The sequence below is a fragment of the Streptomyces sp. NPDC088252 genome, from assembly GCF_044740965.1.
Taxonomy (GTDB): domain Bacteria; phylum Actinomycetota; class Actinomycetes; order Streptomycetales; family Streptomycetaceae; genus Streptomyces.
Genome location: NZ_JBIURS010000009.1, coordinates 280,421 through 293,837 on the forward strand (window position 1 = coordinate 280,421; position 13,417 = coordinate 293,837).

Consider the following 13,417-nt stretch of genomic DNA (forward strand, 5'->3'; position numbering starts at 1 on the left):
GAAGGTGCGGGTCGTGGGTGTCGTCGGGCTCGGAACGGCCCGCTCAGGTGACGTAGAAGATCCCGGCGTCCGTGCCCGCGGGCGTGTACTGCGCGAGCCGCGCCCGCAGGCTGTCCTCGCGCTGCGGCCGGAACAGGTCGTGGAAGGCGCCCATCTCGGCCCCGTCCTGCGCCCCGCGCCGGATCTCCCGGGCACAGCGGTCCGCCAACTGCCCGTACCAGGGCGTGCCGTAGCGCTCGGACGTGAACAGGGGCCGTACGCGGGAGGCCTCGTCGGCACCGGCCAGGTCCGGCTGGCAGCGGTACCTGCGCGGCGTGCGCGACCCCGCGGGAACGTACGAGAAGCGCAGGCGGCCGATGCCGCGACGTGCCACGTGGAGCCGGCCGGTGAACAGGGAGTCCTCCGCGATCGCCACCGCGTGCGTGTGCACCTCGCCGATCACCGTGGTGCGGTGGGCGTGCAGTACGGCGTGGGCATGACGGCAGTCCGGGGCGGACAGGGCCGGGCGCTCGTTTCCGGTGGCGTCCAGGACGCTGTCGCGGATGTGGATGTCGAGAGGCTCCTCGGTCACCTCGTCGCCGATGACCTCGATCGTGCCGAGGACGCTGTCCTCGATCTGCAGGCATGCCGTGGTGCGCTCCAGCACGATGCTCGGCTCCTGCGGGGAGTGCGGATCGCATTCGGGTTCGAGGGACCAGCCGGGCACGAGTGTGGTGTGGCGCACGACGACCGCGCCCATCGGCCCCGTCACATTGATGCCGCGTCCGGCGACGAGCAGCCCGTCGAGAGTGATCCGCGGACGCTCGCCCGGTGCGCCATCCCCGTCCACGGCCCGGATGTTGAGCGCGTCCGGACGGTTGCTGTACCAGTCCAGCAGGCGGATCACGGGGCGGGTGCCCTCCGCCGCCCGCAGTTCGAGGCGGTCGCCGGGGTCGAGGTCGAAGTCCAGCTGCTCCTGATGGGCGCCGCTGTGTGTGATCTCGATGATGCCCCCGGGCCCGCAGGTCCCGGCCCGACGGTCGTGCTGCCAGGCCCGGTACGCGTCCATGATCTGCCGGTACGACTGCTCGGGCCCGACCCGGTAGACCGTGGCGTCCGGGCGGGGCCGACAGTCCCGTGCGTACTCGCCGCCGCCGATGTCGGCACCGGACGCGTAGTGGTAGTCGACCCAGACGCCCTGCCGGGGCGCGGACCGCGACCCGAACGCGATCCGCCCGAGTTCCGGATCGACGGCCACCTGTCCGTGCTTGGGCCGGTAGCGCCAGTCCGACAGATCGGCCACCACGATGTCCGACAAAGGCACCGGCCTGTCCTCGCCGTCACGCCGGATGACGAAGCTCTTGCCGGGACCGTAGTGATCGGCGAGCCGGTCGTGCAGTCGGCGGCGCCGGATGAACGCGGGGACGTTGTCGATCGTGGCGATGTGCGTCGCCGACGGTTCGGGGACCGGCTTGGTCACCAGCGGGCCGTCGTTGCCGAGGATCGAGAAGGTGTACAGGTTGCGGGCCCGGTCGATGCAGTACGCGGGTGAGGACGTCAGCGAGTGCGCCTTCAGCCGCCAGACGAAGAGGCCGACCCCGGCAGGCGTCGAACCGCCCTGCCTGCGGGCGGAGGAAGCGCTCCTGACGTCGACCGAGCGGGCCACGGCACCGAAGGCGGAGCCCGCCAGGTCCAGAGCGGACCCGTCGCGCAGATCGGCGAGACGCCCGCGCTCCGAGCGGCTCGCGTGCACGGACCCGAAGACCCCGGATCCGTACAGCTTGACCGGCTGGTGGTGCGAGACCAGCCGGGACAGCTCGACCGCCCGGGACGGCCATCGGGTCACCTGGGCACAGAGCTCTTCGAGCAGGTGCAGCGTTCCCTTGCGGCGCAGATCGGCGACCGTGGCGGCCACGTCCCGCCGCGGTGCGATCGCCTCCGTCAGCGCGGCGGCCGAACTGCCGCCCCGCAGACCGGTGGTGAGGACGCGCTCATAGCCGGGCAGAGTGCGGTAGCCCACCAGATCGCCCAGGTAGGGAAGCACCCAGGGTGCCGCCGTCTCCACGAACAGGTCTTCATACCCCTGCTCGACCCCGTTGCGTACGACATCGATCTGCTCGGCCATCACCGCGAGGAGTGCGCGCAGCGGCTCGCCCTCCTCGGCGTCCCTGAGGCGGTGCCACGGGGGGAGCAGCTGAGCGAGCCCGTCCGGCTCCCTGGACATCACTTGACCTCCGTCAGAATCAGCGTGTCCGCGGCCGCCGGCGTCAGCATCACGAGCTGCGCCGGGCGGATGCCGCGGAAGACGAACACCGAACGGCCCTCGGCGAGGCGTCGCGTATCGGTGATGTCGGGGTTGAGGCGCAGGAGTTCGGCGAGCGGCACGCCGTGCCGGGCGCAGACCTCCGACAGCGTCTCGCCGCCCTTCTCGCGCACGGTGTGGATCTTCTCGTCGAACGTCGCCGCGCGCGCCGGGACCGTGGACCGCGGCTCGCCGGGCGTGCCGAGCAGCCGTGTCAGCTCCTGTGCGGTGGCGCCGGCGACGTCGGAAGCGGAGATGCCGGTGAAGACATCGACATCCAGGTAGTCGACCCCCGGCACCGAATGCGCCGTCGCGAGGACCTCCGAGAGGCGCGCCGGCTCGCCCAACTCCCTTCCTTCGAAACCGAGCCGGTGCAGCAGGGCCCGGCGCAGCCGCGGCTCGACGACTTCCCAGGTGTGGTCGGGTTCGAGCTTCACCTTCGCGGAGATGAGGAGCAGCACCGGTTCGCGGACGTCGACCCGGACGGGCAGGCTCGCGTCACCGTACTTCGTGAGCGAGCCGCGCAGCGCGCGCAGCACGGCCGAATCCCCGACGGCGTCGGCGAGCGGGACATCGTCCGTGCCCGCGACCGTCACATGCAGGACGCGCCGTCGCCCGTCGAAGAGTTCACCCGCGACGGCCCGGCCGATCCCGGCGCGGGAACGAGCGAAGTCCTCGTAGTCGGACACGGCCACCAGGCGGTCCAGGGCCGCGACCGCGAGCGGCACGGTGCGCCGGGTCAGGGCCGGCCCGTCCGCATCCGCACCGCCCGACGCCGGGCGAGGATTGGTGACCGCGGTGACGCCGAGCGGACGGGTCATCGCCTGGGTGATGCGGTCCGCGGCGACGTTCGCGGCGCTGCCGGTGCCGAAGCGGTATCGGGCGCGCACGTTCTCGTGGCCGCTGGGCAGGCGCGCGCCGTGCACGCCGTCGCCGAACGTCACCGTCGTGCGGCCGTCGCCGGTCGTGCCCGTGATGTAGACCCGTTCGCCCGGCCCGCGCCCCGCGAGGCTGTCGACCGCCTGCCAGAGCAGCCCGTCGACGCGGATCTCCAGGACGGGAGCGGCGCCGAACGGGGCGTCGGACGCCGTCCAGGTGAGCGGCGACTGCCACAACGCGAATGTCTGGCTCGTGCGGTCGGCGTCGCCGCTGCCGATCGGCTCGTCCCGCCCCTCGCCGTGCGTCGCCTCCACCACATTGCCGAGGACCTTCACCGTCTCTCGCCGGTAGCGGTACGCGAGATCGGTGGTCAGCTTCAGCCTGGTATGGACGTGGTCGCCCGGCAGCCGAGGATCCAGCGCGGGCTCGGCGGTGGCGATCACCACGACCTCGGTGGCCTCGACGCCGACCCCTGCGGTACCGGGGACGTCGCTGCGCATGCCGCTGACGACGAGGGTGCGGCCGGGGCGCAACCCGTCGTAGAGCTCGGCGAGTTCCAGCTCGTTGCCGTGCACGTCCTCGCCGAGGGGCTCGTCCGCCATGCGCAGCGGCTCACCCGCGGCATGCACGGTGGTGTCGCGGATGTGAGAGAGCAGGACGTCCTTGTCGTCCAGCCAGGGATCGGCCAGGACGAGTTCGGTGCCGCGGCCCGTGATGCCGTAGTTGGTGTACCCGGCCGTGCGCACGGCCACCACCTTCGTGGTGACGAGCTTGAATGCCTTGTCGCCGGGGTGGGCGTCGTCATCTCCCTTGGCAGGCCGCTCGATCGCGACCCAGCTGCCGACGGCGATGCTGTCGTGCACGGTGTCCAGCTGCACCACACGACGGTCGGCAGGGGCCGGTTTCGTGGCGATGACGATCTCCACATCGGGCGCGGTGGTGCCGACCGTGTACCGGAGGGCCACCTCGTACTCGCCGTGCGAGAAATGCACCGGGACGCCCGGTCGGAGGGGGACCTCCTTGGCCGTGCCGTTGTACACACCGACGTTGATCACGCCGTTGGCGTCCGGGCGCGGCACGAAGAGCGTGCGCTCGGGCAGCCCCGAGTGGAGGCGGGCGGTGACGCCCGGCTCCTGGGAATCGGTGGGACGCCGGCCGAGCCAGTTCAGCTCGCGGTCCTGACCACTGCGGGTGGACAGTTCGACCTGGCCGGGGCCGAGCGGCAGGTTCACCGGCTGGGGGACCGGGAGGGGCCTCGCCCGCTGGTCGGAGGTGCTGCCTTCGACGTGCTGGAACTCGGCCGTCCGGGGCACCTTGCCGGCCGGGTCGAACACCACCCGCATGGTGGTGAGGACAGCGCCGGTCAGCGGCCAGTCGGCGGTACGGATCACCCGGCCCCGGTCGTCCTGGACAGGCTTCAGTGGGGCCGTCGCCCCGAAGGGGGCCGCCCGCGCGCGCAGCGCGAGCAGTTCACGCAGAAGGTGGGGAGCACTCGGGGCCGCGGCCTGCCGCCAGGCGGGATAGAGGGTGCCCAGGGACGGGTCGAGGGTTCCGAGCAGGCGCGCGGTGTCCGCGCCGGGCCTGGCGGCGGAGGTGCCGCCACCGCCCGGAGCCGGAGCCTTTCCGCCCAGAGCGGGGAGGAGGTCGGTGAGCGCCTGAAGCGCGGCCTCCTGCGGGCGGGGGCGCGGGGCGGCCGTCCCTGCCGGGGAGAAAGTGTCCTCCGGTCGGGTCGGGGACGCCGCCGCTACGGGCGGGTCCTGCACAGGCCGGGACGGAGCCAGTTCGCCCGCCCGCTCCGCGAGTTCCGCCAACACCGCTTCGAGCCGCGCGAACCACTGGGCCACGTCCTCGTACGGTGTCGCCAGGACCTGCGCCTCGGCGAGGCGGTCCACGGGCTCGGTGAGTGCGGAGGCCAGCTGGTCCGCAGTCCGCACCTCGTCGAGGCTCTCCCGCAGCGGGGCGAGGACCTGGTCGTCGAAGTCGTCGATCAGACGGCTCACCGGGCGTGGATCGGGGACCTCGGGTGTGGGCGGCTCGTCACCCGGCTCGCCCGGAGCCGTGGGCTCGGCGGTCCAGCGGCGCACCTCGTCGACGAGCTCCTCGAGCGTCGGCGGGGCCGAGCGCGGCAGACCGATCGCCGTGATCCCGTCCTCGCGGTCGACGCGTACGCGCGTGACGGGCAGGAGCAGCCGCTCGCCCCCGGCCTGTTCACCGAAGACGAAGAGCAGCTGGTCGCCCGTCCGGAGGGAGTTCGCCGTGCCCTCGACGAAGAGTTCGGAGCGGCGGGTGAGGTCCTGCGGGGTGATCAGGGAGGGACGCCGGCGACGGAGTGCCAGTTCGTTCCAGTCCCAGCGCGCCGTCAGGTCCCGGCCGGTCTCGAACGTCTGCGACTCCTCGTCGGCCGATGCGGGGACGCTGTTGCTGCGAGCCCCGCGCGGGATGAGCACGGGAAGGGTCTCGGCCCGGGGGTCGCGATCGAGGGTGTACGCGAGATGCGTGTCCGCCGCCACACCGGGGCGCGGTCGATGACCGACCAGGCGGCCCAGCAGCACCAGCGAGCGGTGCTCGTTCGCGGTACGCAGATAGGCCTCGTCGGCGATCCGCTCGGAGTGGAACGTCAGCAGGTCACCGAGGACGGCCGTCGCGTCGAGGAGACCGATCGCCGGGTCGTCGGGGGTGCGGACGGTCAGCCCGCCGAGCGCCGGGTAGGCCGGGGAGGCGAGCCGGTCGAGCAGGGCGGAGAGGAAGGAGCCGTACTCGCCGACGCGGTAGTCGAGGGCGGTGCGGCCCGGCGGGTTGTGGGGCGCCGCGGGGGCCACCCGCTCGTCGTGACCGCCGGTGCGGGTACCGGCGCAGCCGCAGCCGCAGTCGGGGGTGGGCTCGTCGCTCATCGGGCACCTCCAGGGTCTGCCGCCGAGGGCCGGTGGCGATGGTCGCGGACGGCGTACGGGACGGGGCGCGACGTGGCGCACCCGCCCGTACGCGCCGTGGTACGGGCGTCGGCCGTACCACGGTCGGCTGCACTCATCGGGCACCCCCCAGGGAAATCGCCAGATGGCCGTTCTCCGGCCGGTCGGGGTCGTTGTCGCAGATGGCGATCTCCAGCGGGCCGAGCCGCAGCACGCCGTCCTCCCTCTCTCCTCGGTCCTCTTCGAACAGCCGCCGCAGACGGGTGACATGCACGCTCTCCACGCCCTGTACGGCCGCGGCGGCCGCCACCAGGCGGCTGAGCCTGACCGGCTCGCCGAACGTCAGCGCGTCCGGGTGGAAGAAACCGAGCCGTCCGCCCGCGAGCCGGCCACGGCCGAGCACGCGGTACAGCTCGGCCAGGATCTGCCCCTGCTGGTGTCCGGGCTTCGCGCACACCGACAGCGCGATGTCGAGCGGTACGAGACGCGCGGGTCCCACCACCACGTCGTGTCCGATACGTCGGTAGGCCTCCAGGGACTGGGCCACCGCGTCGAGCAGCTCAGGCGCCGGGTCGCCGGTGTCCCGGGCGTCGATCGCGATGTGAGCCTCCTGGAAACTGCCCGTCCAGCGCAGCTCCGCCGCCGCCCGCTGTACCCCGGGCAGGGCCGAGGCGAGACTCGCGTAGTCGTCGGCGGTCACGGCGCGGAGCCGGGTGCGGCGCAGGTCCAGCGGAGCCAATTGACGCACCTGTTCGAGGGGTTCGGGATCCGTCCCGCCCACGGCGGGGAGCGGGTTGCGTATTCCGGTCACCAGCGGCCCGTCGGTCCGGTCCGCGGCGTCGTCGCGGAGCAGCACCAGATGGTTGATGGCCTCCGCGCCGACGTTGCCCGCGAGACCACCGCCCAGCCTGTAGCGGATCTCCAGCCGTGAGCCGGGCGTCGGCGTCGCACCGTGTCGCCCGTCGCCGAAGCGCAGCGCGAGCCGCCCGTCGTCCTCCAGCTCACCCACGAAGTGCCTGTCGCGGGGACCGCTTTCGAGCAGATCGCGGCGCGGTGTCCAGCGCAGCCCGTCCTCATGGAGGCGCACGGCGGGAAGCGCGCGGCGGGGGTCCTGGGCCAGCCCCGCCGAGGCGGAGCCCCGCAGGACCGGCTCGTCCGGGTGCAGTCCCCGGGCGTAGGCCGCACCCCAACTGTGCGCGATCTCCCAGGCGATGTGGCCGTCGAGTACCGTCCCGGCACGGGCGCGCGCGGTCAGCACCTCGACACGGCGAAGCTTGGCATCGAGCAACCGATCGCTGCGGTGCAGGAGTTCACGCAGAGCGCGCACCGGATGCAGGCGCAGTTCGAGACGGTCGAGGACCTTCAGCCCGTAGATGACGGCCAGCTCGGCGATCTCCTCGTCACCGAGTCCGTCGCGGTCGCGGGCGCTGCGCCACAGCTCCACCAGCCGCTGCTTCACCCGTTCCGGGATGGCGCCGATCCGCTCGGCCTGCCCCGCGGAAACGGCACGGGGGTCGGGGAACGGCACCGTCTGCGCCACGGGGGAGCGGCCGAGCCGGGGCCGGAACCGGGGTGCGATGCCCGGGTAGGCGGACTGCGCGAGCAGCATGCGCAACGCCGCGGACTGCGCGTACGCGGTGCCGGGCACGACGCGTTCCTGCCGCTGCCCCGCCGACTCCAGACCGAGCCCGGCGCGTACGGTCGCGTCCTCGCCCACCACGTCGAACAGCTCGCGGATGTCGTCCGCGATGAGCGCCTCGCCGCATTCGGCCTTGTCCGTGAGGGAGTTGACGAGTCTCGCCGTCGCGTTGCCCTCGTCGCGATCCGAGCAGCCGAACGCAGGGGGGCCGCAGGGAGGCACGACGGCGGGTGCGGGCGGCACGACCGTCGTCTCCGCCGGGGCGTCCCCGGACCATCGCAGCGTACGGCCGTGGTCGACGAGGACCACGTTCCCGCGTGCCATGGCGACGTCCTCGACGGGTGCGCAGTCGCGCCCGCCGCGCGTGGTCAGGCGGAGCGGAAAACGCAGCGCGTCCTCGGCCGCCCAGGTGACCTCCAGGACCGGTTGGTCCTCGACGCGGTCGACGCCGGGTGTGACGGACGTGAGGCGGACGGCCTGCCGGTGCGTCGGATCGGCGTCGACCGGTGTCCCGGTGCTCGCCCCCTTCACCTCTTCCAGGATCAGCAAGTCGCCCGCCCGCAGGCCGAGTCGGCGACCCTCGCAGGTCTCCGTGTCCCGCCATTCGTCACGCAGTGTGGCCGACGTGGCCCCCTTCGGCAGAAAGCACACGTCGCCGCCCCAGGTCCACAGCCGGATCGCGTTGTGCGCGGCCCGGAGCTCAAGGGGATCACCGGCCGCCACCGGCTCGAACACCTCCACGGTGCCCCGCTCCACGAGATCGGCGAGGTCACGGTCGTCGACGACCGTCCCGGGTGCGGGCCGATCGTGCGGATCGAGGACGCGCACGTCGACCGAGGCGAAGCGGAACGTACCCGCCGGCACCGTGTGCTCACCGGCCGCCTCCACCGTCACGTACGCGCGGGAGGCGCAGCCGTCGTGCATCGCGTAGTCGATGAGCCGCACATGACGTCGTACGGAGACACGGCGGCGCGCGGTGTCGAGATACGCCTCGGTGGCGACCGCGTCCTGCTGGTAGCTGATCTGGTCGCCGGTGTACGCGAGCAGCTCGACGAGCGTCATGCCGAGGTCGGCCGGGTTGCGCTCGATCCAGTCGGGCGTGGTGAGGGCCAGACGGTCCAGGAGGAGCTTGCGGATGGTGTCGTAGTCGCGGGCCGTGTAGTCGACGACCGGCGTCCGGGGGAGGACGGGGTCCGGAGCCGTCTCGTCCTCGCAGTCCAAGGGGGTGGGGCAATCGGGCCCGAAGGCGAACGTCGCGCTGTGGTAGCGCTGGTCGAAGCCGCGGAAGGGCTCGGTCCCCGGCCGTCCGTACGGATCGGTCTCCACCAGTCGGAGCCGGTAGCGGGAGGTGTCGCCGGCCTTGTCGAGGGTGACATACAGACGGTCGTCCAGCTCGGGATCCTCCTCGCGCTCCACACTGACGTCGACGGCCTCGATGCCGGTGATCCGACGGCCGCCGTCGATGCGTACGTTCTGGGCGCGCAGGCCGTGCGGGGCCTTGCCGAGGAAGGAGACGGTCAGCAACAGCCCGTCGTCACCGACCTCGACGGCATCGACTCCGTTGAGCTGCGCCGCCCTCACCTTGGCCCGGCGGGTGGACACGGAACCGTTCACGCCTCGGCCCTCCCTTCGAAGACGTCGTCACGACGGCTCCCCGTGGAGCGCACGGTGTACGACAGACGCACGCGGACGACGTTCTCCTCGCTCACCACGTCCAGGGCCGCCACCTCGATGAGGTCGCCGAGCACGCGCTGCAGCGCCGCCTGTACCGAGAGCTCCAACGCGCTCGCCAACTCGGGGCTGTTGGGTGTGAAGACCAGATCGAGCAGGCCGCAGCCGAAGTCGGGGCGCATCACGCGCTCGCCGGGGCTGGTGAACAGCAGCTGCTCGATCAGGTCGCGCACATGCTCGTCGCGGTCGGCGTGCGCGGTCCGCCCCCGCCGGTCGACCCGGAACGGAAAGGCGAGGTCGCTGCGGACCCGGGTGCGTGGGTTCATCGGACGGTCACCTCTCGCTGCGAGGGCTGCACGAAGGGCGGGCCCTGCGGCACGAACGACGCCGTGACGCACTGGGCGGCGGAGGTGTCGAGCAGCACCTGTGTGCCGTCGATCGTGATGCCCGTGGCGGTTCCGGTCCAGCGGACGGCGACACACGGCTCGGGCACGCCGTCGACGGTGTGGGGGCAGCCGACCACGGCGTAACCGTGGGCAGCCGTCGCGACGGGCGTGCCATCGATGAGCACGGCCCGGCCCGACGGGCCCGTCGTCGCGGTGGCGCGACCGCCGTGCGGGCAGCTGATCACGGCGCCGGAGCCACCGCCCGAGCCGATGGTGAGCAGATTGCCGGACATCCCGGACATCCTGTTGATCCCCCGTCTTCTATCGCTTGGCGGCCAAGTTCAACTGGCCCTTGTTGATGGTCACTTCATTGCCGCGCAGCACGACTTTGGCCCCGCCACCGGTCGCGATGACCACGGCTTCCTTGGTGACACGGATGTACGCGCCGTCCTGCGCCTGAAGCAGAATCCCCTGGTCGGGCGCATCGTTCATCACGACCTTGTGGTTTCCCGGGGTCTGTACGACGACGGGCTTGTTCGGCGAGTTCTGCTGCACGGCGGCACGCGCGTCCGGCGGCAGTTCGGCCTCGGACCCGTACCAGCAGCCCGTCCACACCGGGAAGCTCGGATCGCCCTGCTCGAACTCGACCCACACGCCCGTGCCCGGCGGCGGCACCACGAACTGGCCCGCCTGCGGTCCGGTGAACGGAAGACAAGGCAGCGCCCAGGTCGACGGCTCATCGCCCAGGACGTCCGGGACCTCGACCGTGACGCGGCCGATGTGCAGCGGGTCGTTGTTGTCCACGACTCGGCCGCGGAACTTGCCGAGGTAGCGGTTGCTGGGTGCCGCCATGCTGAACTGCTCCTGATCTGTTGGGTGGTGCCCGCTGATTCCTCAGGGCCGTACATACGGGCTGCGTGCTTCGAGCCCTTCTCGCGAGAGGGTGAAGTTCTGCTGGAAGGAGCCCGGCCGCAGGTTGTGCGTCACGGACTTGACGTAGTAGTCGCCGTCATAGGAACGCCCGGAGCCGCGCACGCCGACCAGTTGGCGCGGTTGGAGGATGTAGCCGTGCCGGTTGACGTCGAGTGATCCCGACCCGGAGATCACGTCGGCGGACACGGCCGCGCGCGCCAGCAGCTCGGCCTCGGCGGCTTCCCGCTGCTGTTTGGCGGTGCCGGAGAGGGTCCTGCGCTTGAGCGCGGGGGTGGCCCGCTTGCCCAGCGGTGGGCGCAAGGGGCTGATGACCGGCTGCGGGAGCAGGGTGGACTGCCGGGTCCCGGGGTCCTGCCAGCGTGCCTGCGGCTCCTCGCGGGCCGTTCCGTCGTACGCGAACGTCAGCTGGTCGACCGTGGAGTTGGCGTCCATGTTGACGTTGAGGGCGTGCTGGCGGATGCCGAGACGGACCTCGGGGCCCCAGCGGGCCGACGACTGGCCGGGTGCCGGGCCCGGATCCAGATAGAAGGTGTACCCGTTGGCACGGGCCAGCTCGGTCACGTACTGCAGATCCGTGCCCGTCTGGTAGTGCACGCGCAGGTTCTGGTGCGGTGGCTGGGAGATCTTCTCCTTGTACACGTCGGGACGAATGCCGTAGTCCGAGTAGCGGCGCAGGATCGCGAGCACACGCTCGGACGGCGGAAGGTTGGGATAGCTGTCCGTCCGCTCCTCCAGGTCCATGAGCAGCGTCAGGTCCTCGCCGGTGACGGTCAGGGTGGAGTGTCCCGGCTGATTGCTGGTGCCGACTTCCTGGCGCACGATCAGCCCGTCGAAGAGGACCTCGGGTGTGCCCCTGATCGTGACGGTGACGATGAGGCGGGTCTTCGGGTCGAAGAATCCCTCGGGGAGCAGGGTGCTGCTGATGAGCCCGTTCTTGGTCAGGTCGAAGGCGAGCTGGAACCCGCTCCGTTCGCCTGCGGTCGCGGTGATCTGCGCGGAGAGAAGTGCTTCTGCCACCTCGGCGGGGACCGGCCGGACCAGCTGCGGTCCCATGGAGAGGGTGATGTGGACGGGGCCCTGCCCCACGGGCAGTTCAGACACGCCGGTCCCCCCGGGGGAAGTTGCCGGCGAGCGGAATCCCGATCTCGATGCCGGGTTCGGCGGTGAGATCGCGCGGGTCGATCACCGGGTTGGCATCGGCGATCTGCCACCACTGCCGGGGGTCGCCGAAGTAGCGCTGTCCCAGGAGGTCGGGGCGGTCGCCGGCGTTCACGGAATGAGGCTGGGTGTCGTCGGCGTCGGCCGTGATCGCGGGAAGTAACCGACGCTTGGTGTAGCGGACTTCGGTGCCGTCCGGCTGCCGGTGCACGCCGATGTCGGCGTCGTGATAGCGGCTGGACCGGGGATAGGGGTGGGCGCCGGGTATGGCGTCCAGGGCGTTCTCGTACGGTTCCGTGCCGGCCATGGTCTTCGGTCAGCCCCTTCCCATGCCGATGTCGCCGGGGTTCAGCCCGAGCGTGCCGAGACTCCCCGCCGGCGCGGCACCGGCCAGGCGCTCCTTCTGAGCGAGGTGCGCGAAGTACAGTTCGGCGCCGCGGTGTCCGGCCGGCAGATCGCTGACGGTGAGCACCTTCAGTCCGATGCTGAGCGAGGCCCGGATCGGGTTGAGGTTCACGTCGAAGGCGGATTCATTGATGGACAGTTCGGTGAGCCGCACGGGCATGACGCGTTTGCTGCCCCAGGTGAAGAGGGTCAGCGGCATTTCTATCGGGCTGATCTCGATGGTCCCCGTCTTGGACAGGCGGCTCGCTTCACGCAGTTGGGCCGAGGTCGGCTGCACGAGCATTTCGAGGACGGCCAGTTGGGGGTGGATGCCGTCCGGCGCGGCGATCTCGAACTGGTCGGTGGCGTCGATCTCCGCGGTGAACTTCCAGGTCTCCTGCGCGGGGCCCTTGAGCCGGAGGGCCTCGTTCCTGTCCCCGCTTCCGCTGCCGCCTCCGCCGGAGTCACCGCTGCCGCCTGCCGACTGGGGCGAGAGACTGCGTTCGAGGGTGTCCGGGTTGAACTGGAGGACGATGATGCGTCGGGGGGTGCCGCGTTCGGGGTCCATGAGGACTATTCCGGAGCGGATGGGTTTGGGGATGTCTGCGTAGCGGGTCATGAGCCGCCCTTCGTCTGGTCGACGATCGTCGAAATCGCCATGGACCACCAGGTCTTGGGCTCGCGAAATGCGTAGGGATCTCGTTCCCGCAGATGCTCGGCGAGTTCATCGGCGGATCGCCTCTCCTCGTCCGGGCTCATGCCCTCCGCCTGGTAGAAGACCCCGATGTGGTGAATGAAATCAACGAAATTACTGAAGGAGCTGTTGATCACCTCGGCCGCCGGGTTGGCGTCATCCAGCGAGCAGAGCACGACCAGACTGTTCTTGACGTCAAGGAAGTAACGCATCATCTGTTTGCGCCCCGGCGCCCCAAGAAAAATGGCCGCGTTGGAGGTTCCATCCGGTGTGTCGAGTGGCTGAACGCTGAACAGCCCAGGAGACCCTTCGAGCTCGGTGGTGAACGCGGTTCCGATGTCACGAGGCAGTCCCACATGGGAAAGAAGCAGCGCGTCGAGTTCCGAGAGCCCGAGACTCACTGCATCATCGAAATCGAGAGTGATGATGTTCTCCTCGTCGAAAACGTCGACGAGAATGTCACGCGAGAGCATGTGCGATACG

10 protein-coding genes are annotated in these 13,417 nt (G+C 71.1%); all 10 read right to left on the reverse strand.

Features of this window, described 5'->3' with window-relative positions; genetic code table 11:
- Positions 1-43: 43 nt before the first annotated feature.
- Positions 44-2,203, reverse strand: a complete 2,160-nt coding sequence (locus ACIOHC_RS20920) for a hypothetical protein (RefSeq protein ID WP_351080690.1) — start codon at positions 2,201-2,203, stop codon at positions 44-46.
- Complete coding sequence (locus tag ACIOHC_RS20925; RefSeq protein ID WP_365692377.1) at positions 2,203-6,051, reverse strand: putative baseplate assembly protein; 3,849 nt, start codon at positions 6,049-6,051, stop codon at positions 2,203-2,205. The genes ACIOHC_RS20920 and ACIOHC_RS20925 overlap by 1 nt, the downstream gene beginning before the upstream one ends.
- Before the next feature lie 133 nt (positions 6,052-6,184).
- Positions 6,185-9,322 (reverse strand): putative baseplate assembly protein, encoded by a 3,138-nt coding sequence (locus ACIOHC_RS20930; RefSeq protein WP_365692376.1) that lies wholly within the window; start codon positions 9,320-9,322, stop codon positions 6,185-6,187.
- Positions 9,319-9,705, reverse strand: a complete 387-nt coding sequence (locus tag ACIOHC_RS20935) for a GPW/gp25 family protein (protein ID WP_351080696.1) — start codon at positions 9,703-9,705, stop codon at positions 9,319-9,321. The genes ACIOHC_RS20930 and ACIOHC_RS20935 overlap by 4 nt, the downstream gene beginning before the upstream one ends.
- Positions 9,702-10,058 (reverse strand): hypothetical protein, encoded by a 357-nt coding sequence (locus tag ACIOHC_RS20940; RefSeq protein WP_351080698.1) that lies wholly within the window; start codon positions 10,056-10,058, stop codon positions 9,702-9,704. The genes ACIOHC_RS20935 and ACIOHC_RS20940 overlap by 4 nt, the downstream gene beginning before the upstream one ends.
- A gap of 28 nt (positions 10,059-10,086) precedes the next feature.
- Entirely contained in the window at positions 10,087-10,617 is a 531-nt protein-coding gene (locus ACIOHC_RS20945) for a phage baseplate assembly protein V (RefSeq protein ID WP_401843446.1), read from the reverse strand.
- A gap of 42 nt (positions 10,618-10,659) precedes the next feature.
- A complete protein-coding gene (locus ACIOHC_RS20950; RefSeq protein ID WP_351080701.1) occupies positions 10,660-11,799 on the reverse strand; it encodes a hypothetical protein in 1,140 nt (379 codons plus the stop codon).
- Positions 11,792-12,163, reverse strand: a complete 372-nt coding sequence (locus tag ACIOHC_RS20955; RefSeq protein WP_351080703.1) for a hypothetical protein — start codon at positions 12,161-12,163, stop codon at positions 11,792-11,794. Before ACIOHC_RS20955 ends, ACIOHC_RS20950 begins: the two co-directional genes overlap by 8 nt.
- Positions 12,164-12,172: 9 nt before the next feature.
- Complete coding sequence (locus ACIOHC_RS20960; RefSeq protein ID WP_351080705.1) at positions 12,173-12,859, reverse strand: hypothetical protein; 687 nt, start codon at positions 12,857-12,859, stop codon at positions 12,173-12,175.
- Positions 12,856-13,407, reverse strand: a complete 552-nt coding sequence (locus ACIOHC_RS20965; protein ID WP_351080707.1) for an SUKH-4 family immunity protein — start codon at positions 13,405-13,407, stop codon at positions 12,856-12,858. The genes ACIOHC_RS20960 and ACIOHC_RS20965 overlap by 4 nt, the downstream gene beginning before the upstream one ends.
- Between the last annotated feature and the right edge of the window lie 10 nt (positions 13,408-13,417).